This is a genomic window from Pseudovibrio sp. JE062 (assembly GCF_000156235.1).
GTDB lineage: Bacteria > Pseudomonadota > Alphaproteobacteria > Rhizobiales > Stappiaceae > Pseudovibrio.
The window spans coordinates 380,113-401,820 of the sequence record NZ_DS996810.1; the positions used below are offsets into that span (position 1 = coordinate 380,113).

Annotated in this window: 23 protein-coding genes and 1 tRNA gene; 10 read left to right on the forward strand and 14 right to left on the reverse strand. The window is 52.8% G+C overall.

The window, feature by feature from the left end; genetic code table 11:
• Window positions 1-347: 347 nt before the first annotated feature.
• Complete coding sequence (locus PJE062_RS16510; RefSeq protein ID WP_008550652.1) at window positions 348-1,388, reverse strand: patatin-like phospholipase family protein; 1,041 nt, start codon at window positions 1,386-1,388, stop codon at window positions 348-350.
• Window positions 1,389-1,440: 52 nt separating this feature from the next.
• Window positions 1,441-2,223 carry a 3-hydroxybutyrate dehydrogenase gene (locus tag PJE062_RS16515; RefSeq protein ID WP_008550696.1) on the reverse strand — a complete coding sequence of 261 codons (783 nt, stop codon included), beginning with the start codon at window positions 2,221-2,223 and terminating at the stop codon, window positions 1,441-1,443.
• 371 nt (window positions 2,224-2,594) lie between these two features.
• Between PJE062_RS16515 and ispG the strand changes: the two genes are divergently transcribed.
• From ispG to PJE062_RS16530, 3 genes are read left to right on the forward strand one after another with little or no spacing between them, the layout of a single operon-like run.
• Complete coding sequence (ispG, locus tag PJE062_RS16520; protein ID WP_008550310.1) at window positions 2,595-3,872, forward strand: flavodoxin-dependent (E)-4-hydroxy-3-methylbut-2-enyl-diphosphate synthase; 1,278 nt, start codon at window positions 2,595-2,597, stop codon at window positions 3,870-3,872.
• A complete protein-coding gene (gene pdxY / locus PJE062_RS16525) occupies window positions 3,873-4,790 on the forward strand; it encodes a pyridoxal kinase (protein WP_050773939.1) in 918 nt (305 codons plus the stop codon).
• Window positions 4,783-5,529, forward strand: a complete 747-nt coding sequence (locus PJE062_RS16530) for a DUF429 domain-containing protein (protein WP_037037319.1) — start codon at window positions 4,783-4,785, stop codon at window positions 5,527-5,529. Before pdxY ends, PJE062_RS16530 begins: the two co-directional genes overlap by 8 nt.
• Here PJE062_RS16530 and PJE062_RS16535 read toward each other — a convergent pair.
• The 4 genes from PJE062_RS16535 to PJE062_RS16550 all read right to left on the reverse strand — a co-directional run bounded on the left by PJE062_RS16535 (window position 5,526) and on the right by PJE062_RS16550 (window position 9,834).
• Window positions 5,526-6,350 (reverse strand): FkbM family methyltransferase, encoded by an 825-nt coding sequence (locus PJE062_RS16535; RefSeq protein WP_083793267.1) that lies wholly within the window; start codon window positions 6,348-6,350, stop codon window positions 5,526-5,528. The two genes, PJE062_RS16530 and PJE062_RS16535, sit on opposite strands and share 4 nt — an antisense overlap.
• Window positions 6,351-6,424: 74 nt before the next feature.
• A complete protein-coding gene (locus PJE062_RS16540; RefSeq protein ID WP_008550308.1) occupies window positions 6,425-7,594 on the reverse strand; it encodes a transcriptional regulator in 1,170 nt (389 codons plus the stop codon).
• A gap of 242 nt (window positions 7,595-7,836) precedes the next feature.
• Complete coding sequence (locus PJE062_RS16545) at window positions 7,837-8,793, reverse strand: acetyl-CoA carboxylase carboxyltransferase subunit alpha (RefSeq protein WP_008550517.1); 957 nt, start codon at window positions 8,791-8,793, stop codon at window positions 7,837-7,839.
• Between the two features lie 177 nt (window positions 8,794-8,970).
• Window positions 8,971-9,834, reverse strand: coding sequence for a DUF3108 domain-containing protein (locus PJE062_RS16550; RefSeq protein WP_008550147.1), 864 nt, complete (start codon window positions 9,832-9,834; stop codon window positions 8,971-8,973).
• A 339-nt stretch (window positions 9,835-10,173) separates the two neighbouring features.
• Here PJE062_RS16550 and rpmB point away from each other — a divergent pair, with 339 nt between their 5' ends.
• Window positions 10,174-10,461 carry a 50S ribosomal protein L28 gene (gene rpmB / locus PJE062_RS16555; protein WP_008550259.1) on the forward strand — a complete coding sequence of 96 codons (288 nt, stop codon included), beginning with the start codon at window positions 10,174-10,176 and terminating at the stop codon, window positions 10,459-10,461.
• A 69-nt stretch (window positions 10,462-10,530) separates the two neighbouring features.
• A complete protein-coding gene (locus tag PJE062_RS16560; protein WP_008550233.1) occupies window positions 10,531-11,133 on the forward strand; it encodes a VUT family protein in 603 nt (200 codons plus the stop codon).
• A gap of 82 nt (window positions 11,134-11,215) precedes the next feature.
• Here PJE062_RS16560 and PJE062_RS16565 read toward each other — a convergent pair whose 3' ends face one another.
• The 4 genes from PJE062_RS16565 to PJE062_RS16580 form a co-directional block, all read right to left on the reverse strand.
• On the reverse strand, window positions 11,216-12,223 hold the full coding sequence (locus PJE062_RS16565; protein ID WP_208982355.1) for an esterase-like activity of phytase family protein: 1,008 nt from the start codon (window positions 12,221-12,223) through the stop codon (window positions 11,216-11,218).
• Window positions 12,224-12,333: 110 nt separating this feature from the next.
• The gene (gene cobT / locus PJE062_RS16570; protein ID WP_008550628.1) at window positions 12,334-14,223 is read right to left on the reverse strand and encodes a cobaltochelatase subunit CobT; all 1,890 of its coding nucleotides are present in this window, start codon (window positions 14,221-14,223) and stop codon (window positions 12,334-12,336) included.
• A 10-nt stretch (window positions 14,224-14,233) separates the two neighbouring features.
• The gene (gene cobS / locus PJE062_RS16575; protein ID WP_008550179.1) at window positions 14,234-15,220 is read right to left on the reverse strand and encodes a cobaltochelatase subunit CobS; all 987 of its coding nucleotides are present in this window, start codon (window positions 15,218-15,220) and stop codon (window positions 14,234-14,236) included.
• 85 nt (window positions 15,221-15,305) lie between these two features.
• The gene (locus PJE062_RS16580; RefSeq protein WP_008550542.1) at window positions 15,306-15,926 is read right to left on the reverse strand and encodes a J domain-containing protein; all 621 of its coding nucleotides are present in this window, start codon (window positions 15,924-15,926) and stop codon (window positions 15,306-15,308) included.
• A 131-nt stretch (window positions 15,927-16,057) separates the two neighbouring features.
• Between PJE062_RS16580 and PJE062_RS16585 the strand changes: the two genes are divergently transcribed.
• Window positions 16,058-16,318 carry a BolA family transcriptional regulator gene (locus PJE062_RS16585; RefSeq protein WP_008550622.1) on the forward strand — a complete coding sequence of 87 codons (261 nt, stop codon included), beginning with the start codon at window positions 16,058-16,060 and terminating at the stop codon, window positions 16,316-16,318.
• Window positions 16,319-16,491: 173 nt separating this feature from the next.
• Here the strand turns inward: PJE062_RS16585 and PJE062_RS16590 are convergent, their stop codons facing one another.
• Genes PJE062_RS16590 through PJE062_RS16600 form a run of 3 tightly spaced genes read right to left on the reverse strand, consistent with a single transcriptional unit; the run spans window position 16,492 to window position 19,474 of the window.
• Window positions 16,492-17,790, reverse strand: a complete 1,299-nt coding sequence (locus PJE062_RS16590) for an HlyC/CorC family transporter (protein WP_008550296.1) — start codon at window positions 17,788-17,790, stop codon at window positions 16,492-16,494.
• Window positions 17,787-18,911 (reverse strand): 3-dehydroquinate synthase, encoded by a 1,125-nt coding sequence (gene aroB / locus PJE062_RS16595; RefSeq protein ID WP_008550535.1) that lies wholly within the window; start codon window positions 18,909-18,911, stop codon window positions 17,787-17,789. The genes PJE062_RS16590 and aroB overlap by 4 nt, the downstream gene beginning before the upstream one ends.
• Window positions 18,908-19,474, reverse strand: coding sequence for a shikimate kinase (locus PJE062_RS16600; protein ID WP_247643128.1), 567 nt, complete (start codon window positions 19,472-19,474; stop codon window positions 18,908-18,910). The genes aroB and PJE062_RS16600 overlap by 4 nt, the downstream gene beginning before the upstream one ends.
• Before the next feature lie 434 nt (window positions 19,475-19,908).
• Here PJE062_RS16600 and PJE062_RS26565 point away from each other — a divergent pair, with 434 nt between their 5' ends.
• From PJE062_RS26565 to PJE062_RS27100, 4 genes are read left to right on the forward strand one after another with little or no spacing between them, the layout of a single operon-like run.
• Window positions 19,909-20,049: a hypothetical protein gene (locus PJE062_RS26565; protein ID WP_008550317.1), complete on the forward strand. Its 141-nt coding sequence runs from the start codon at window positions 19,909-19,911 to the stop codon at window positions 20,047-20,049.
• Window positions 20,050-20,056: 7 nt separating this feature from the next.
• Complete coding sequence (locus tag PJE062_RS16605; RefSeq protein ID WP_037037324.1) at window positions 20,057-20,980, forward strand: site-specific tyrosine recombinase XerD; 924 nt, start codon at window positions 20,057-20,059, stop codon at window positions 20,978-20,980.
• Between the two features lie 52 nt (window positions 20,981-21,032).
• Complete coding sequence (locus PJE062_RS16610; RefSeq protein ID WP_008550331.1) at window positions 21,033-21,341, forward strand: YciI family protein; 309 nt, start codon at window positions 21,033-21,035, stop codon at window positions 21,339-21,341.
• Window positions 21,342-21,375: 34 nt separating this feature from the next.
• Window positions 21,376-21,543 carry a GNAT family N-acetyltransferase gene (locus PJE062_RS27100; protein WP_083793272.1) on the forward strand — a complete coding sequence of 56 codons (168 nt, stop codon included), beginning with the start codon at window positions 21,376-21,378 and terminating at the stop codon, window positions 21,541-21,543.
• A 68-nt stretch (window positions 21,544-21,611) separates the two neighbouring features.
• Here PJE062_RS27100 and PJE062_RS16615 read toward each other — a convergent pair.
• A tRNA-Leu gene (locus PJE062_RS16615) sits at window positions 21,612-21,696 on the reverse strand.
• Window positions 21,697-21,708: the final 12 nt, after the last annotated feature.

Consider the following 21,708-nt stretch of genomic DNA (forward strand, 5'->3'; position numbering starts at 1 on the left):
CAAAAGGTTGGCACGCTGATTTTTTTGAAAGAGTTTTTTAGGGATAAAACGATTTTTTTCGAATAGGCCTGTGTGTAGCGTGGATGCATTGGCCAAAGAAAAAGAGGGCTTTGAAAGAACGCTCAAAAACCCTCTCTATATTCTCTAAAGCTGATTACGCAGTACCTTGATATCAGCTGCTTATTTAAGAGCAAAAGCTGTGCCAGTTTTGCGAGAAAAATTTGGCACAAGATCTGGGGTGACTGCGTCGTTTTCATCCAAAATGCAGGTTAATTTTACAGCTTGATTACCTTTGCCGCTTCGCAATTTGCAACGCGGTTTGGGGGTGTTAACCATTACATTTACGCTCAGTTAAACTCGTGATCGAGGTTGAGCGTGCTTTGTTTGCCGATATGGTCGTAGTTATCGTGGGCCCATTTTTTAGCTGCCTGCCTGCCGATGTCGTGGAGCAGTTCCACAAATTCCCATTGTGGATTTAATTTTGATGAGGCGCCAAATGGGGCTAAATCCTTTGTTGCTTCGATGCGATGCATGAACACGCGGGTATATTTGTCCGTGTCCAGACGTCCTTCCTGAATCAGTCGTGTCACAAACTCGATCGCACGCAGCTCGCGTAACAAGGTGGAGTTGAATGTGATCTCGTTCAGGCGCTCTGAGATTTCCTGGGCCGTGTGCGGCAGCTCGTTTCTTTCAACCGGATTGATCTGGATGAGCAGAACGTCCGTGTGTCCGCCTTGCTTGAACAGAGGAAAGAGTGGTGGGTTGCCCATGAAACCGCCGTCCCAATACGCTTCGTCTCCAATTTCGACGGCCTGATACATGTGTGGCAAGGCAGAGGAGGCCATAACAGCGTCGAGTGTCAGCTCTTCATTAGCGAAGATTTTGATCTTACCTGTGCGCACATTGGTGGCAGCGACGTAGACATCCACTTCTTTACAGCTACGAACACGTTCGAAGTTGATCTGCTGTTCGACTAGATCACGGAGCGGATTGTAATTCATGGGATTGAGCTGGTATGGCGAGACAACGCGTGAAGCGAGGTCCCAAGCGAGATACATGGGAGAGTTGTCCAAGCTCCAGTTTCCCATGAACACATCCAGCGGGTTACGCTGGAACGGGCTGGTTTCACCCGCGGCGCTGACAGACTTCCAGAAGCGAGTGAGGGCTTTGCGAGCACCTTCCTGACCGCCTTCCACGAGGCCATCTGCCATTACAACGGCGTTCATGGCTCCGGCGCTGGTGCCAGAAATGCCGATGATTTCCCAGTCTTCGTTTTCCAGGAGCCAATCCAGAACGCCCCAGGTGAAGGCGCCATGGGCTCCTCCACCTTGTAAGGCCAGATTGATTTTCTTCCGTTCTTTCTTCGCAGTCTTCCGAGGCGTTGCCATATGGACCTCCGTGGGTCGCCAGATTAGAACAGCTGGGAAATCGTAGGTTTGGTTATTGAGCTGTCCAGCCACCATCGATTGGCAACAATGTGCCAGTGATTGAAGCTGCCGTATCAGAGCACAAGAACACGGCAAGACCAGCAACCTGATCTACTGTTACGAACTCTTTGGTTGGCTGAGCGGCCAGCAGGACTTCCTTTTTCACCTGCTCCTCAGTCATATTGCGTGCTTTCATAGTGTCTGGGATCTGCTTCTCGACGAGAGGGGTCCAGACATAGCCCGGGCAGATGGCATTCACTGTGATGTTGTTTTCTGCCACTTCCAGCGCAACTGTTTTGGTCAGACCTGCGATGCCGTGTTTGGCTGAGACGTAAGCTGCCTTGAACGGAGACGCGACGAGAGCATGTGCGGAGGCGGTGTTGATGATACGGCCCCAGCCTGCTTCGCGCATGTAAGGCACTGCCGTGCGGATGGTGTGGAATGCGGAAGACAGGTTGATCGCGATGATGGCGTCCCATTTTTCGACCGGGAAATGTTCAATCGCTTCAACGTGCTGAATACCTGCGTTGTTGACGAGAACATCGACAGAGCCAAGGGTTTTGTGGGCCTCGTGGATCATAGCGTGAATTTCGTCAGGCTTGGTCATGTCTGCTGAAGAATAAACGCATTTCACGCCAAAGTCGGCTTCGATACCTGCGCGCTCTTTCTCGATTGCGTCTGCATCCCCAAAGCCGTTGATCATGATGTTGGCGCCTTGCTCCGCCATTGCACGGGCATAGGCAAGGCCGATGCCGGAGGTGGAGCCAGTGATTACAGCGGTTTTCCCTGAGAGCATTTTGAGTCTCCTGACCAAATGTATTGAAAAATGAGTTGGTGTGAGCTTGCGCCACTTTTTAGTCTGGTTGCATTAGCAAAAAGCATAGTTATCTAGCGTGCAGTGCAAAAAGGTCAGAAGTGACCGCCAATCTGTCTTTTGTCCTTAATGTAAGGTTAGAGATGCGTGCGTTGCGTCAAAAGCTCTCTGGCATTTTGTGTTTCCCGATGATGCTGAGGACCTAGCATCAATCCGAGGAGAGGTTTACTGTGAAATCTTGGGGAGCATGATGGTGTCTGAAGATGACATCAAACTGAGTTGAGAGTGCGCTAAAAAGTTGACAGGGCGGGCTGCATGCTGCACTTGCTTGCCTAAAGATTTATCCCAGTGGAATGATCATGACTAACAAGAGCCAAACCTATATTTCTTCCCCGTTTCCGCGCCGTCGTTCTGTGGCTGTCGACGTTGGTGGGGTGATTGTTGGCGGTGAAGCGCCTGTTGTTGTTCAGTCCATGACCAATACCGATACTGCAGACGTGGACTCCACTGTCGCGCAGGTGTCTGCATTGGCACGTGCTGGCTCTGAGCTGGTGCGTATTACGGTTGACCGTGATGAAGCTGCCGCTGCTGTGCCACGCATTAAAGAGCGTTTGCAGCGCATCGGCGTCAATGTTCCGCTGGTCGGAGACTTCCATTACATCGGGCACAAGCTGCTCGCAGATCATCCTGATTGTGCTGAGGCGCTCGACAAGTACCGGATCAATCCGGGGAACGTTGGTTTCAAAACCAAGAAGGATAAGCAGTTCGGTCAGATCATCGAAATGGCGATGAAGCACGATAAGCCTGTGCGCATCGGCGTGAACTGGGGCTCTCTTGATCAGGAGCTGCTGACCCATCTGATGGATAAGAACCAGGAAGAGGGCTCTCCGCTGACTGCGCAGGAAGTGATGCGCGAAGCGATTTGTCAGTCTGGTTTGCTGTCTGCTCAACGTGCTGAAGAGCTGGGACTTGGTCGTGACAAGATCATCTTGTCTGCGAAGGTGTCTCAGGTTCAGGATCTGATTGCTGTTTACACCGATCTGGCGCAGCGCTGTGATTATGCGCTTCACCTTGGCCTGACTGAAGCTGGCATGGGAACGAAGGGTATTGTGGCTTCTTCTGCCTCCATGGGCATTCTGCTGCAGCAGGGTATTGGTGATACTATTCGTATTTCTCTCACACCTGAGCCGGGTGGAGATCGTACCCGTGAGGTTCAGGTTTCTCAAGAACTGTTGCAGACTATGGGTTTCCGCAGCTTTGTGCCGATTGTTGCGGCATGTCCGGGCTGTGGCCGTACAACTTCCACCGTCTTTCAGGAGTTGGCGCAGGACATTCAGGAACATATTCGCGAGAGCATGCCGAAGTGGCGTGAGCAGTATCCGGGTGTCGAAGAGCTCAACGTTGCGGTTATGGGCTGTATCGTGAATGGTCCAGGTGAATCCAAGCATGCTGACATTGGTATTTCGCTGCCGGGTACGGGTGAAACACCTGCTGCACCTGTGTTTGTTGACGGTGTTAAAACTGTTACCCTGCGTGGGCCGAACATCGCTAATGAATTTAAAGCGATGGTTCTGGATTATATCGAGAAGCGCTATGGTACCGGCGTTTCTTCAGAACACGAGATTTCCTAGATGTCGCTTGAGCGGTTTGTCAGAAAAGTAGAGCACAAAATCAGAGATAATGCCCCGAAGGAAAAGCCTTCGGTTCTGGTGATCTCCTCGCAGGTCGTCAGTGGCTGTGTTGGCACGCGTAGCGCTGTGTTTGCACTGGAGCGCATGGGCTTCAATGTCTGGATGTTGCCTACGATTTTGCTGCCGTGGCATCCGGGACAAGGAGCTGGTGAGCGGATTTCTGCCAGTGAAGAAGCGTTTACGCAGATTGCCCAGCAGATTTGTACCAGTGACCGGCTCAGCTCCGTCAAAGGTGTCATCTCTGGTTACATGGCAAACGCCGCTCAGGTTACTGAGGTGGCGAAGATCGTGGAAGAAGTGAAGAGCCGTAATGATGATGCGGTTTATCTCTGCGATCCTGTGATCGGTGACAAGGGCGGGCTTTATGTTGCTGAGCCTATCGCTGAAGCTATTCGTGATCAGCTGCTGCCTCTGGCAGATGTCATCACGCCAAACCGCTATGAGCTTGCGTGGCTGAGTGGGTTTGGTACTGAGATGGAAAATGAAGCTGTTGCTGCAGCGCGTACACTGCAGGTGGAGCGGACGATTGTGACGTCTTCTCCTGCGATCCGGCGTAATTCCATTTCCAACTTGTTGGTTGGCCCGCGCGGAAGTCTGGCGATTGAGCATGCAGAAGTGCAGGGCGCTCCGCATGGGACTGGCGATTTGCTGGCAGCGCTTTATCTGGCGCGCAGTTTGAGTGGCCAGAGTGATGAAGAGGCGCTGAAGAAAGCGACTGCTTCAACATTTGAGCTGGTTGCTCGCTCTGTAAAAGTCGGTTCGGACGATTTGCTTTATTCTGAGCATCAGGATCCACTGATCCAGCCTATGGCTTTGGTGAATAGTCGCCGCGTGGTTGAGGCGCCTGAGCGTGCCTGAGACAGCTCAATCTACGCCAGCCTGTGTGGCTGGAGTTGATGGTTGCAAAGCCGGGTGGATTGCTGTTTTCCGGTGGGTTGGTTCTGACAGACCTTCTGAAGTGAAAATCTTCCCGCATTTTGCTGATTTGCTGGCTTCAGAGTTTAAGCCTCAAAAGATAGCAGTCGATATGCCGATTGGACTGCCTGAGCAGATTGGCAGTGTTGGGCGTGGACCGGAGAAGGCGGTTCGCCCGCTTCTTGGGATGCGGCAATCAACGGTATTTTCCATTCCCGCACGAGCTGCGATCTATTGCGAAGATTATCGCGAGGCATGTTCAGCTGCTTTGGCGCATTCCACGCCGCCGAAGAAGGTCTCCAAACAGGCATTCCATATCTTTCCGAAAATCCGCGAGATTGATCAGTTGATGACACCTGAGCTGGAAGAGCGGGTGTTTGAAGTTCATCCCGAGGTGGCCTTCTGGCGTTTAAACGGCCAGGAAGCGATTGCGATCCCTAAGAAGGTCAAAGGAAGCAGCTATCCTGCGGGCTTAGATGCACGGCGGGACTTGCTTGTGCAGTATGGCTATACCGCCAGCTTTCTGGATCAGAAGCCACCTAAAGGGGCAGCACGAGATGATCTGATGGATGCTGCTGTTAATTCAGTGATTGCAGAGCGGTTGTTGACTGGGCAAGCGGAGCCATTTCCCACTGACTTTGGGCGTGATGAGCGCGGGCTGCGGATGGCTATCTGGGCTTAAGCTTCGTCAGCTTCCCGACTTGCAAGGACATCAAGGCGCGGCTCCTTACCAACGCGTTTGAAGCTCTTGAAACCTTGTTCCTCCAACAGGTTCTTGAGCATGTTGGGATCAGCCCACCGAACATCTCTTTCATAGAAGATCGCCTGAACCTGTGGGAAGAAGTTCGTCTTTATGAGTTCTTTGACGACGGTTTCTTCGTGGCCTTCTGCGTTCAGCTTAACCACCACATCAACGTCATCCGTGACCATATCATTGAGTTGCTGCGCTGATACGGTTTCGATCTCTTCTGTTTTGCCGGAGGAGTGAACTGTGCTTTGGCTGAGTGATGCGCCGCCGCTGTGGGTTTTGCTGAGGAAGATCCGGGCTTGTCCGGCATGGTCAGAAACTGCTGCCTGCACTGCCTTAATGCGAGAGGCGGCAAGGTTGAGTTCGATGTTTTGTTCCAGCAGCTGAAATGTGGTGGCAACAGGTTCAAAGGCTATGACTTGCTGGCATTTGGTGTTTTGAGCGGCAAGCAGGCTAAAGAGGCCTTGATTGGCACCGATGTCCAGCATGATGAAAGGCTTTTCGTAGTCCACCATATAGCTGGAGAGAAATGTGCCGTAACCGCCTTCGCAGCACATGCGGAAGGTTGCGTCGAAGACGTTGGGGGTGAATTCAACCCCATATCTGGTCAGGATGCCGGAGGAGAGGCCAAGCCGGACACCCCACGACATGGGGATGTACTTGATGTAATAGCCCAGAAGGCCGCGCAAATGGCGGCGTTCGTTGATGTACTCTTTGCTGTGATACTTGCCAAAGAAGGTTTTTGAGCCTGGCATCTGCCTAACCTGACTTGTTGATCTTCGTTGAGATCAGCGTACATGAGCCAGGCTAGGTTTCGATTAACGCAGCGTCACAATTGTGGTTTGATGCGTGGTGCAGGGGCAGCCGGGAACGGATCCTTGACCTCTGCAACAACCTTGTTCTCTTCGCCAATACGGCTATTTGAGAACAGGGATGTGAAGTAGTTGAAGGCACGCTCTGTCTCAGATGCTTTCTTTGGAACCGGGGATGGCTCTTCAGCTGCAAGTGCTAGAACTTTTGCGGCTTCAACATTCACAGGTGTTGCATTTGGTGCTTCTGCCTTTGCAACATCGGTTGTGGAGGTACCACCAAAGAATGCTGCAATCTTCTCTTTGCGGCGTTTGCTGTTTTCCATTGCGATCTGGATTTCAGCTGTCTTACGCGCGTCTCTGGCCTGCTTTTCAGCAACTGCGACTGCGATGTGTTCAGGCACTGTGTAAGCCGGGCAGGCTGCGCGGGAATTGAACTTGGTGCCACGACGGTCTGCTTTCGCGTTGAAGACATACTTCTTATCGCAGACTTCAATGGCTGGTGGGCGTTTCGTGACCTCAAAGTGGTCGTAACCACGCTTCAGCATGCGCCAGAACTCGTAGTGCTCGGAACTTGCGTTCTTTGCCATGTTTTCTGGTGTCATGCGGAACGGGAATGCCTGCACCTGAAACTTTCTCTGACCACCCAGGAAGCTGTCGCGGCCAAGAGCGTAGATATCGGCGATTTGTTCATCGGTCATGGCGTAACAGCCACGAGAAGAGCAGGCACCATGGACCATCAGGTTTGAGCCAGTGCGATCGTGTGCACGGTCAAACTTGTTTGGGAAGCCAAGGTTGAATGACAGATAGTAAGAAGAGAACGGGTTCATCAGGCCCGGAGTGACTTCATAGAAGCCTTCAGGGGCTTGACGGTCACCTTCTTTGAATTTCGGGCCGAGTTTGCCTGACCATTTGCAGATATCGAATGTTTCAAGCAGTGCATACTCGCCAGATTTGGTCTGCTTCCAGACTTCCAGCTCGGACTCTTGCTTGAACAGTCGGACCATGATTGGAGACTTGAGCTCCATGTCCTTGGACTTCATGCGGTTGGAAAGGCTTTTGCTGACAGGCTGCTGGTGCTTTTCAGCGCCAAACTCTGTTCCCTGACAAGCGGCTAGCGTTAGTGCCAGCGCAAGCGCAGCGGCACGCTTTACGTTCTTGCCAGACTCTCCCTGAAACACTTTAATCATGTGCTTGACCCACCATGCTGGGGCTAGTTTGCCCGAACCCCAATCTCGACTCTACACTTAGACTATCTGGGTTAAGGTTGATCGAATCTTACCACAGATCATTCTCTCTGAGATTGAGGGGTATTCCCCAAGATGCACTTTCCCCCGAGTTTGATTGGATCAAACAAAAAAGGCATCAGACGTATATCTGATGCCTTTTATAAAAAATTTAGTGGATACCCACAATAAATCGTAGGTTCGAATCAGCCGAGTTCACGACCTATGCGTAAGAACTTCTCCCGACGCTGCTTCTTAAGGTCGTCTGCAGACTGACCAGCCATCTTGCTCAGGGCGTTCTCAATGCTGGATCCTGCGCGATCGATAACGATCTCTTTTGCGCGGTGTGCACCACCGATTGGTTCCTTGATGATCTCGTCGATGATGCGGAAGCCGGAGAGGTCTTCAGCAGTGATCTTCATGTTAGTGGCTGCGTCCTGCGCCCGGGTGCTGTCGCGCCACAGAATGGATGCGCCTGCTTCCGGAGAGATCACAGAATAAATGGAGTGTTCCAGCATTGCCACGTGGTTGGTGGTTGCGATCGCGATCGCGCCGCCGGAGCCGCCTTCACCAATGACGATGGAGATGTTTGGAACGCCAAGGCCAAGGCACATATCGGTAGAGCGAGCGATTGCTTCCGCCTGACCGCGCTCTTCAGCGCCGATGCCTGGGTATGCGCCTGCGGTGTCTACGAAGGAGACAACAGGGATGTTGAAGCGGTCAGCCAGTTCCATGATACGGACGGCTTTGCGGTAACCTTCCGGACGAGCCATGCCGAAGTTGTGCTTCAGGCGGCTTTCGGTGTCGTTACCTTTTTCCTGGCCAAGAATTGCAACGGACTGACCGCGGAAACGACCAAAGCCTGCAATAATTGCGCAATCCTCGGAGAATTTACGGTCACCGGCAAGAGGTGTGAAGTCTGTGATCAGAGCGTTGATGTAGTCCAGTGAATGTGGACGATCTGGGTGGCGGGCCACCAGAGTTTTCTGCCAAGGCGTCAAGCGAGAGTAGATGTCGCTGAGTGCCTGATCTGCTTTTTCCTGGAGACGGGCAATCTCGTCTTCCACATCAACCGCTTCCCCACCTTCAGCCAGGATCTTCAACTCCTGTACTTTGCCTTCAAGGTCAGCAACTGGTTTTTCGAATTCGAGGTAACTGCGCATATTGGATATTCACTCGTAACAATCAGCGGGCTTGACCCGCCGACTAAAAGGCGTTGGACCGCGCTATAATTTTGGCGCGACACTGGCGACAGCTGGGTCATCTGTCAAGGCTTTGCAGCACAAATGTGGGTGTTTGAACCCCTTCAAACAAGAAGATCTTGGATTAAAGTGCAAATCCTAGCGGGAAGCTGTTTTTTTGCGGAGTCCTGACGTTTGCGGCATGTTCAGCTTTGAAGCCTCCAGAACGAGTGTGCCCGTTGCAGTTGGAATAGAGACCTTATAAGGAATGAGAACGCGCGTGTTTCCAATCGGTGCCAGCCATGTCTCAATATTGGCGTTGTTGGCCAGATACTGAACTGACTTTCTTTCCGGGCGGTGCCCGGCAATCGGCTCCCAGCGTGCAGAGCAGACGACGACAGGGCCGTTGTATCCGTTGCCGGAGACCTCGCGTACTTCCTTGAACTTCATGTTGATGTTGAAGCGTGCCCAGCCATCATAGATTGGCAGTTTGCGATTACATACTGATGGATCAAGCACTTTAGAGCGGGACGGTGCGCGAACGATTGCTGCGCTCAATGGGTCTATCGCATTGAGTTTGTGCTGGCCGGTAACCTTAACGCGGGTCTTGGAAGGTTTGTATTTCGGAGTGACCTGAGTAGTGCGGACGTGACCTGAGCCCTGACCGAGGTTTACATAGAAGTCACGGTTAGATGCGCGGGAGGCCATGGTGTAGGTGCTTGGCAGAATTTTACCGCCCTTCATCCAGCCTGTGGCCTGCGCTCCACCTTTGCCTGTGGAGAAGAGAGTTCCGATGCCTGCTGGTTCCATGCCGACTTTTGCGGAGTAGGCGTTGTCTCGGAGGATGAGTGAGAAAGACCCTTTTCCCACAGTGAAACCTGCATAAGAAATATTGTAGACACCGCCGAGGCGTTCTGTTTTCCCCAGTGCAGCTGTGGATAGTGTGCCAAATGAAAGTGCTGCGACGGCTATTACGCTCGATTTGCCTGCAAAACTGCAAATCTTAGAAACTGATACTCGCACGATACTGTACCTCCGCAGCCGCAGACATTGGCGCCTGACAGCCTGAGAACTCAGGAAACTGAACAAAAAATTCAAAGTCATTGAAATATGAAACTACCTAAACATGGTAACACGGTGGTTAAGAGATGTGAGTTTGTTCGAGTTTTGATTGAAATATGGGCTTCGAACAGGCAAATAGGCAGCAAAGCCTTGACGAATTCTGCTGTACTAATTATAGCAAGCCAACTTTTCCGTACAGGGCCGGAGGTGGTTCCGCGTGACTATGTCGTCCGCGACCTGCCGGTTTTAACAGAATGCGCCCAAAAATGAGGGCGCCTACAAATTAAAAGGGTGACCCTCATGGCACGCCGCTGCGAACTTACCGGTAAAGACGTGATGACCGGCAACAACGTGTCTCACGCAAACAACAAGAGCCGTCGTCGGTTCTTGCCAAACCTCTGCAACGTTTCTCTGATGAGCGATACTCTCGGCGAAACCTACAAGCTGCGTATCTCTGCACACGCTCTTCGTTCTGTTGAGCACCGAGGTGGTCTGGACGCATTCTTGATGAAAGCTGCAGAAGCTGAACTTTCTCCAAAAGCACGTCTGCTGCGCACTGAAATCAAGCGTCGTCAGGCAGCTGCTTAATCACATCATTCTTGAAAGGGATTGAGCGTGACTAAGTCGAATACTGCTCGACCACTGGCTCTTGCCATTATGGCAATGACCGCAGTGGTCGTCGCTTCGAACTACCTCGTTCAATTTCCTGTTCAGGGAATGCTCGGGGCTGTTAATCTGGCAGACCTGCTTACATGGGGTGCTTTCACCTATCCGGTGGCATTCCTTGTAACTGATTTGATTAACCGACAGTTTGGTCCTGCTGCTGCGCGCAAAGTCGTGTATGCGGGCTTCGCTGTTGCTGTTGCTCTCTCTATCGTTCTGGCAACGCCACGCATTGCAATTGCATCAGGAAGTGCATTCTTGATTGCTCAGTTGCTAGACGTGACTGTGTTCCATCGTCTTCGTGATGGTCGCTGGTGGAAGGCTCCTGTAGTCTCCTCCACGCTCGGCACCATGCTCGATACAGCGCTGTTCTTTAGCCTTGCTTTTGCAACACAGTTTGCGTTTCTGGGTTATCACGATGCGTTTGCGGTAGAGGTTGCGCCATTGTTTGGTGTGTTCGCTCTGGAAGTTCCTCGTTGGGTTTCCTGGGCAGTTGGCGACTTCAGCGTGAAGATCCTCGTAGCGATGAGCATGCTTGTTCCTTACCGCATCGCTTTGGGAGTAATCGGCGCGGTACCTGCTCCGCAGCGCGGATAAGCTGATCGTTTTAAAAGAATTTGAGAAGGCATCGGATTTGCTCCGGTGCCTTTTTTGTTTTCAGGGTGCGGTTAAAGCCTGCTTACCTTGGCTTGGACTTGGGCTTAGGAACGATCTTCGCGTCTTTGGGTGCGCGTTTAAAAGGTTCTCTGAAAGGATCATTGTCTGTCAGAACAAAGCGCAGGAGGACTGTGCGTTGCAGGAATGATCTGTTGTCATCTGACATGAGGGAGAGAACAGTTTCTCCGAAGGCGTTCTTGTGAACGCTCAGAGCCTCCATGTTGTCAATCTGATAGCTGAAATCAGCGGTCAGGAGCGTCTTTCCTGTATGGAGGTGGTTCGGCCTCAGGTTAGAGCCATCCAGTTGCCTGATGCGCATCCCAAGGCCTTCTGAGAGGTTGAACAGGCGCTCAAGGATCAACAGGTCGCCGTTGGGCAGGAATGCTGCGTCCGTGACATCGTAGTTGCCTTGCTTTTTAATCCAGAACTTGCCTTCCTTAGGGCCGCCGATGATCCATGCGGGTCTGTGGTGACCCAGCGACTTTCCACGTTCAGCGATGGTGATAATCGATCCTGATAAAGGAGAGTTTGGTGGGCCAACTGCGACGGACTCAAGGCTTTTGTTTCTGGCAAGGCCTCTGATCTCTTTCGGGATTAGCAGATGTTTTGCGCGCTCTTCGCCTGTTTTCAGGTTCAGAGGGTACGTCATGATACCACCTTTGCCTTCGTGACTTACGAAGATGCGAGGTGCGCTGGCGGAGCCGCCAATGCTCAGGCCTTCTGTATCGGCTCTGGAGGTTTTTTTGAGTTTTCTGCCCTTGCTGTCCAGCAAAGTAGCTGTTTCAACGTTGAGGAGCCTTATAGGCTTTCCGCGAGATGACTGTGAGAGCTGGCCACGCAGCCAGTGCCCGCGATCAGACACGGCGATGATGTCTGTGCCATTGTTGAGTGTCAGCAGACCGGAGTAGCCGCCGAAACGCCCATTGGAGCTACTCAGCTCAAGTCCACCCAGAAACAGGAGAGGGCCATATTGCTCTGATTGGCCACCAGAGAACTTGAAGCGTTTGATCTCCTTGGAGCGGATTTTCATTGGCTGAAAACCGCTTTGTTGAGCTTCACTCTCGCTAAAAGGCAAAGAAGCAGCGACTGCAGTTGTTGCTGCGGCCGCTGCTCCTGTCAAAAATATACGTCGAGATAGCTTCATCGGCGTCCGCGACGTCTGCCGTGATCTTGGCTGCTGTGTTCGTCAAACAAATCAGCAAGCTGATCTGTCATAGCGCCTGCCAGCTCTTCAGCGTCCACGATTGTTACTGCGCGTTTGTAATAGCGGGTCACGTCGTGGCCGATGCCGATTGCGATCAGTTCGACCGGAGATCTGTTCTCAATCTCGGCGATCACATTGCGCAGGTGCTTTTCCAGATAGTTGCCTGGGTTCACAGAGAGTGTGCAGTCATCTACCGGAGCACCGTCTGAGATCATCATCAGGATGCGGCGACGTTCCGGACGAGCAAGCAAGCGCTTGTGTGCCCAATCCAGAGCTTCACCGTCGATGTTTTCCTTCAGAAGGCCCTCACGCATCATCAGGCCTAGATTGCGCTTGGCGCGGCGCCAAGGAGCATCTGCGGACTTGTAGATGATGTGGCGCAGGTCGTTCAGGCGACCTGGGTTGGATGGTTTGCCATCCTTGAGCCAAGCCTCACGTGACTGACCACCTTTCCACGCCTTCGTGGTGAAGCCGAGGATCTCCACTTTCACGCCGCAACGTTCCAGCGTACGCGCTAGAATATCTGCGCATGTGGCTGCAACGGTGATCGGGCGACCACGCATGGAACCGGAGTTATCGAGCACCAGTGTCACAACGGTATCGCGGAACTCGGTGTCGTTTTCCCATTTGAACGCAAGAGGTTGTAATGGGTCGATTACGACGCGATGGAGACGGGCACTGTCGATGATGCCTTCTTCCAGATCGAAGTCCCAGGACCGGCTCTGCTGCGCCATAAGCTTACGCTGTAGGCGGTTGGCCAGACGGGAGACTGCACCGGACAAGGATGCCAGCTGTTTATCCAGGAAACCACGGAGGCGATCCAGCTCTTCCTGATCGCAGAGATCTTCGGCAGCGATGATCTCATCGAAGGCCTGTGTGAAGACGCGGTACTCGTCAGCAGAAGGCTGGTTGGAGAACGGATGATCCCGGCGTTCCTGTTCGCCCGGCTCTTCAGCTTGATCGGACATATCCTCTTCGGATATGTCCTGCATCTCGCTGTCCACGCCTTCGGTTTCGCCGCTTTCCTGCTCTTCACCGGAAAGCTCCATCTCTTCAGGAGCGCCTTCCTGATCACCCTGATCTTCCTGCATGTCACCGGACGTATCGGAGCGATCTTCCTGATCCTGCTGGCTTTCGTCGTTGTTCTCGTCGTCGTCCTCTGGCTCTTCGCCGAGTTCATCGGCCATATCGAGAGAGGTGAGGAGATCGCGCATCTGCTTGGCAAATGCGATCTGATCATCCATGCGAGTAACGAGTTTGTTCAGCTCGTGATCAGCTTTTTCCTCAACGAAAGGACGCCAGAGATCGACCATACGCTGAGCGCTTTTCGGGACTTCGCGTCCTGTCAGGCGTTCGCGCACCAGCAAAGCGATCGCATCTTGCATAGGAGCTTCGTCTTTGGCGGTGATTTCAGCGAAGTTGCCTTTGAAGTAGCGGTCTTCGAGCATGGCGTCGATGTTGTCGCCAGCGCCCGGCATGCGGACAGCGCCAAGAGCTTCAACGCGCGCCTGCTCGACTGCGTTGAAGATGGCGCGCGCATTTTCGCCCTGTGGGACGTGCTTGGAGTGCACTGCCGGATCGTGACAAGCAAGGCGCAATGCCATGGAGTCGCCGAGACCACGGGTGATCGCGACTTCTTCCTTTGTCATCGTACGGGATGGTTCCGGCAGGCGTACGCGCCCGCTGGTCATGCCCGGTTTATCCGGTGAGAAAACAACCTCCAGCTCAGGTTCGCCTGCGATGGCTCTGACTGTAGAGCCCATCGCTTGCTTGAATGGCTGGCTGGCAGGTTTGTTCTTACTAGAGGAGTTGCTGGTACCTGCCATATAACTCCCCTTAGCTCATGACGATGTTTGCCGCTGATTCAGGAAGGTCTTCCCCGAAACAACGCTGGTAGAACTCAGAAACCAGCGCTTGCTCGGTATCGTCACACTTGTTCAGGAAGGTCAGGCGGAAGGCAAAGCCGATATCGCCAAAGATTTCAGCGTTTTCTGACCATGTGATCACTGTACGCGGGCTCATCACGGTAGACAGTTCACCGTTGATGAAGGCGCTGCGCGTCATGTCTGCCACGCGGACCATCTTGGAAACGATGGAACGGCCTTCTGCGCCGCTGTAGTGCGGAGATTTCGCCAGAACGATCTCTACCTCGTTGTCGTGAGGCAGGTAGTTCAGGGTGGTCACAATAGACCAGCGGTCCATCTGGCCCTGGTTGATCTGCTGTGTACCGTGGTAGAGGCCGGATGTATCGCCAAGACCGACGGTGTTTGCTGTCGCGAACAGGCGGAAAGCCGGGTGAGGGTGGATCACGCGGTTCTGATCGAGGAGGGTCAAGCGACCGGAAACCTCTAGAACGCGCTGGATCACGAACATCACGTCTGGGCGGCCTGCATCGTATTCGTCGAAGACGAGGGCAACGTTGTTCTGCAGCGCCCATGGCAGGATGCCGTCTTTGAACTCGGTTACGGTGTGGCCGTCTTTTACGACGATGGCGTCTTTACCAACCAGGTCGATACGAGAGACATGGCTATCGAGGTTTACGCGCACACAAGGCCAGTTAAGGCGGGCAGCGACCTGCTCGATGTGGGTTGATTTACCAGTACCATGGTAGCCGGAGACCATCACGCGACGGTTTTTTGCGAAACCTGCCAGAATTGCGAGAGTTGTCGCTTTATCAAAGAGGTAGTCCGGATCAACTTCAGGGACGTGCTCATTCGGTTCAGCGAATGCTTTCACTTCCATGTCGCTGTCGATGCCAAAGACTTCACGTACAGAAATAGTTTCGGTCGGCAGGGTTTGAGCGGTCTGCATCGTATCTATCATTTTTCCTCCGCGGCCCCACGTCGAAATCGGGGTAATGAAAATCTAGAAAATCATAAGAGATCTGGGAACTAGTCGAACGGATGACCTAGCAGTAACCGGATTTCTTGAGCACGTTGTAGGCCTGAATAATCTCGCGTAGGCGGTCTTCCGAGGAGCGGTCTCCGCCGTTGGCATCAGGGTGATGAATCTTTACCAGCTCTTTATAGCGGGTTTTTATCTCGGCGCCACGGGCAGTTACCCTAAGGTTCAAAGTTTCAAATGACCTTTTCTCAAGTGCCAGCACCTTACGTTGCGGCTCTTGTGGTTGGCGGCGGCCTCCGGCGGCTCCGGCAAAGAAGTCGTGCGGGTCGTTGACGTTGTCTCCACCAATGCTGGAACGGCTGCCATCGCGGGCGTTGGCGGCGTCTGCTTTGGAGTTAACACCCATTTTCCAGGTTGGACGGTGGCCGGTCATGCCTTCGCGCTGATATTGGCGAACGCTGTCGTCATCCATTCCAGAAAAGTAATTATATGATTTGTTGTAGGCCTTTACGTGGTCTACGCAGAAGTGAAAGTATTGGCCTTCCCGGTCGCGACCTTTCGGTGCTTTGTGGGTGCCAGGCTTGTCACAGCCGTCCCATTCGCACTTAGGCCCGTCGGTGTTCTGAGTGCGGTCTTTGTTTGACTTAACGCGAATGCTGTCGAAAATGGAGGAAGTTTGCTTCATTTTTCGGTTTTCAGTTGCCTTGCGATTGGAACAGCACCTGCCTTAAAGCAGGTAGCCGGTATAAATAGAAAAAAGTGACCCTGTTAGGCAAGGCCTTGACGACGGTTTCCTTCGTGAGAGATACAGAAAACATGAGCACAAGAGACATCATGATCACTAAACTGGAAGCCGCGTTCAAGCCGCAGCTTCTTGAAGTCACCGACGAATCCGAGAGCCACCGCGGCCATGGCGGCTGGCGCGAAGGGGGACAAACCCACTTCCGGATCAAGATCATATCCACAGCCTTTGAGGGTATGTCCCGCGTCGCTATGCATCGTGCAGTAAACGAATGCGTGGCTGAGGAGATCGCCGGAGGCATTCATGCGCTCGCCATTGAGGCCAAATCTCACTAAGTCATATTTGGTATATTGGCGGCACTAAATCAATGCGGCAAATGGCTAGTACATTGTAGACATTAGCCTTTCACGCGTTTGCGTTGTTGTGTGCGTTGATTTGAGCGCTTTGCGTTATTTCTGCGTTCTTTATTGAACCGCAGAGACAGAAATGGGCCCCGCAGGGCCCATTTTTATTTGGATGCTTTCTTCGCGTCCTGAAGTGGGTTGAGCGCCATCATGCGCAGACGCGTGATGCGGTTCTTTTCCCGGCTCAGAACTGTGAAGCGGAAGCCGTGGAAGGTGAAGATCTGACGCTCTTCAGGGATCATCTTGGCTTCGTGAATAACCAGACCAGCGATGGTGGTTGCTTCGTCGTCTGGCAGGTTCCAATCGGTTGCGCGGTTGAGATCTCGAATCGGGACTGAGCCTTCGACGATGACGGAACCATCTGCCTGAGGTTTGAGGCCTGGCAGTTCGATATCGTGTTCGTCTGCGATTTCACCGACGATCTCTTCCAGAATGTCTTCCAGCGTGACGAGGCCCATCACTTCGCCGTACTCGTCTACGACGAGGGCAAAGTGAGTTTTGCGCTTCAGGAAGGCGTTGAGCTGGTTCTGGAGGCTGGTGGTGTCCGGTACGAACCACAGCGGGCTCATGACCTTGTCCAGCTCAAACCGCGCCATGTCGCCTTTGAGGTTTGCGATTGCGCGCAGAACGTCTTTGGCGTGGAGCAGGCCGACCATGTTGTCCGGATCATCGCGCCACAGCGGAATACGGGTGAACGGGCTGGCCAGCACTTCTTCCACCAGCTCTTCCGGTGGCAGGTCCGCGTTGAGCGCAAACAGCTTGGTGCGGTGGACCATGACGTCAGAGACTTCAAGCTCCGCCAGATCCAGCAGGCCGCCGATACGGTCTTTGTCCGCTTTGATCAATCCGCCTTCTTTATGCTGAAGGTCCAGCGTGCCGCGCAGCTCTTCGTGAGCGGACAGCACAGCGGTGGACTCATCGATGCGAATGCCGAAAATGCGCAGAACGAGACGAACAATCACCTCGATTGCAGCAACAATCGGCCCGAAGACGATGACCAGTACACGAACGACCGGAGACACGCTGAGTGCGAATTTTTCTGCGTTGGCGATCGCCCATGTCTTTGGCAGCACCTCTGAAAAGATCAGAACCATCAAGGTCATGACCAATGTGGCGTAAGCTACACCTGCGTCACCGAAAAGCTTCAGGAACAGGGAGGTTGCCAGTGCGGATGCCAGAATGTTGACCAGGTTGTTGCCAAGCAGCAGGGCGCCGATGAGGCGCTCTCTGAACTCGATCAGTCCTGCAACAATGGACGCTCTTTTATTCCCGGATTTAACCAGCGCATGCATGCGGGCGCGTGATGCAGCGGTCAGGGCCGTTTCCGACCCGGAAAAAAAGCCCGATAGGACGAGCAAAATTGCAATTGCGACAACGGAAGCCCAAAAAGCGTAGTCCGTCATTTGCCGAGTTTCTCCTCAAGAAACGCGCGGAGGGGTTCCGCGCTTACAGTTTTATCGACATAGGAAGTGCCGATCCCTTTTGTAAGGATAAAAGTGAGCTGACCGCGACTTACTTTTTTGTCCTGTGCGATTAGGTCCATAAAAGTATCAATTGGCGGTAACTGCCCAGGGATTTGATCAATGCGGGTTGGCAGGCCAACAGCTTCCATGTGCGCGATGACACGTTTGGTGTCTTCTGCCGGGCACAGGCCAAGCTGCTCAGAAAATTCATGGGCCAGTACCATGCCGATGGAAACGCCTTCTCCGTGCACCAGTCGTTCAGTCTCATAGGCGACAGCACCTTCCAGCGAGTGGCCGAAGGTGTGGCCGAGATTGAGCAGTGCCCGGTTGCCGGATTCCAGTTCGTCCGCAGCAACAACAGCTGCTTTGGCGCGACAGGAATGTGCGACTGCGTGTTCTCGTTCAGGCCCACCAGCGAAGATACCTTCCCAGTTGCTCTCCAGCCATTCGAAGAACTCCGGATCATTGATCAGGCCGTATTTGGCCACCTCTGCATAGCCTGCGCGGAAATCACGTGGGCTCAGAGTGTCCAGAACGGACGTATCCGCTAGAACCAGAGCGGGCTGGTGGAAGACGCCAAGCAGGTTTTTGCCATGGCGGGAGTTGATGCCGGTTTTGCCGCCAACGGAACTGTCGACCTGTGCGAGCAGTGTGGTTGGGATCTGCACAAACTTCATGCCACGGCGAACAACACCAGAGACAAAACCAGAGAGATCGCCGACAACACCGCCACCTAAGGCAACAACAGCATCGCCGCGCTCAAGACGCAGAGCGAGGATGTCATCACAGAGGCGCTCGAAGATTTCGAAGCGTTTGGTTTTTTCACCCGCTGGTACAACAAGCGTGCTGTACTCAACACCTGTTGCCTGAAAGCTTTCTTCCAGCGTTTTGAGGTGGAGCTTCTTTACGGTCTCATCCGTGATGATGACTGTTTTGGAGCCGGGGAGGCGATTGGAGATTTCTTCTCCGGCGCGTTCAAGCAGATTGCGGCCAATGAGGATTGGATAGCTACGGTCGCCGAGTTCAACATTGACGACTGTGGCTTTATTCTCTTCTGTCACTTTCCAACCTCATTATTTTCAGATGCCTCATCGGTCAGAGGCGGTAGTCCTTTTTCAAGAGCGATCAGGATTTCTTCCATCACAGCTTCATGGGTCACATCGCGTGACCAGATTGTCATGTCCGCTTCTTCGTAGATCGGATAGCGCTCATCCATCAGCTTTTGCATGGTTGCCTCAGGATCCGCGGTTTGCAGCAATGGCCGGGTCGGGCGCTTGCGCACGCGGGTCATGATGACAGGCAGCTCAGCCTTCATCCAGATGGAGATGCCCTTTTCTTTGATGCGGGAGCGTGTTTCTTCATTGATGAAGGCACCGCCGCCTGTCGCGAGGACTTGTGGTCCTTCGTCCAGCAGACGTGCGATGACACGCTTTTCACCTTGCCGAAAATAGCTTTCACCATGTTCAGCGAATATCTCTGAAATAGAACGATCTGCTGCTTTTTCAATCTCTGAATCTGCATCAACGAAGTTGAGAGAGAGATATTGAGCCAGACGGCGTCCCACAGTGGATTTGCCACATCCCATAATGCCAACAAGTACAATCGGCTTATTGCCCAGGCGCATTAAAATATTTTGCTGCCGTTGACGTTTTTTGTCTGACTTTGTGTCGTTTGAAGTCACGCCACGCCCTCGCCGATTCATCTACTCTTACTTACGCTTTGACATTATCACACAGTGTCCTGTCAAGGTTCTAGGCTAAGTGTGTTTGATAGGATTTAACGGTTACTTTTCTACAGAATGTGCGGGGTGTGGATCCTGCACTGAGAGGATATCGCGAAATAGGCGGTACACGGAGTGCCTTTGGGTTGAACCTGCACAGTGAAACGGTCTATTTTTGATTGTAAAGTATACTGCTACACCCCACCTCTTTCGGGGTGACTTGAAGCATGAGAGTGAAATGCTTCAAAACCTTATCGTGTCGCGTAGCTTTATCCGAAAACCGGCGACCACTTTTCGGAGATGCGCGGTCAAGTTATACGGGAGCATCCGGTTCTGCCATGCCAACATTGACGCGATTGCTGTCTATCATAGGTTTGATCGTTACGGGCGCTGTGCTGAGCATGTACCTGCTCGTCAGCTATGTTGAGCCGGAGCCACGCGAAATTATCGTCGAAATTCAAAAGGAAGGCTTCGAATAGGCTTTTTATGCGTCGAACTCTTGAGACTGAACGCTTTTTTGAAATGCTAAGCGTTGAGCGCGTGAGTGCGTTCAACACGCTGGAAAGCTACCGAACCGATCTGGAAGATTTTGATAGTTTCCTGACTACGCAAGGTGTTGATCTGCTCGCTGTGCAGGTGACAGATGTTCGCGCCTACCTCTCTGATCTGACAGATCGCGGGTTTGCTGCGTCCTCTCAGGCGCGTCGTCTTTCTGCTCTGCGCCAGTTCTATCAGTTCTGCTATGCGGAGGATATTCGCGATGATGATCCGACGCGAACTGTTGCTTCTCCGCGGAAAGCCGCGACTTTGCCGAGTGTTTTGAGCGAGGAAGAGGTGGATCGGCTGATTGGTAAGGCCGAAGAGTTAGCTAATATCACGCATGATAGTGATGCCAAGCAGATCAGAGCTGCGCGCATCTACACTCTGCTGGAAGTTTTGTACGCCACAGGGCTTCGCGTTTCCGAGCTTGTTTCTCTGCCAGTTTCTGCTGCGATCCGTGACAGCCGTCTGATCACCGTGAAAGGCAAGGGCGGAAAGGAACGCGCTGTTCCGCTATCCCCCCGGGCGCAGTCTGCCATGGTTGAGTATGTGCGCTTGCGTGCTGCAGTTGGCGCGTATGCAGACAGTGTGTGGCTGTTTCCGTCCCACGGTGAGAGCGGACATTTTACGCGACAGGCGTTTGGGCGTGATCTGAAAGCGCTGGCTTTGGAAGCGGACATCGACCGCAACAAGGTTTCCCCCCACGTGCTGCGTCACGCCTTTGCGTCGCATCTGTTACAGAACGGTGCAGACCTTCGCGTGGTGCAACAACTGCTCGGCCACGCAGATATCTCCACCACCCAGATCTACACCCACGTCCTGGAAGAGCGCCTGCAAAAGCTCGTGGAAGACCATCATCCGTTGGCGTGAGTGATATCTGACCAAGCCCTACAATACGCAAAAATTAATTATTGAGTGAGCTATGCCTTTAATTCCGAATAGTCAGAATGTCTTTGTTGTTGACCTTCATTACACAGCGAACATTGATCAAATTGAACCATTGCTAGAAGGCCATGTGGCGTTCTTAGAGGAGCAATACAAAGCCGGGCGGTTTATCGCCTCTGGTCCTAAAGTTCCCAGATCTGGTGGAGTGATTATCGCCACGGCTGAAAGCCGTGAATTGCTTGAAGAGCTTCTGACCAAAGACCCATTCTACCAGCAGTCAGTTGCTACCTATACGGTGACAGAGTTCCGGCCATCTATGAAAGCGCAGAAGCTTGAAGAGGCATAAGGCTCTTTAATTTCAAAATGTTCACACCCATCTTATCAAGTATATCGTTGAGTCTGTACGTGAAAGCGGTGATGCAGAACGTGTACGTTTAGGTTCCCAGGTACATGCGCTTGGCTTCTATGAGAAGTTGGGCTTCAAGCCTTATGGCGCTGAGTATGTTGAGGCAGATATCAAACACAGGAACATGGAGATTGTGCTGTAGGCGAAAACTCGTCACAACACGCACGTGTGGCGTTGAATAAAAGCGTCTGAATTTTTGGGAGAGAAGAGTGGTGCCCCTGGCCAGACTCGAACTGGCACTTCCGAAGAAATCGGATTTTGAATCCGACGCGTCTACCAGTTCCGCCACAGGGGCAACGGTTGGTAA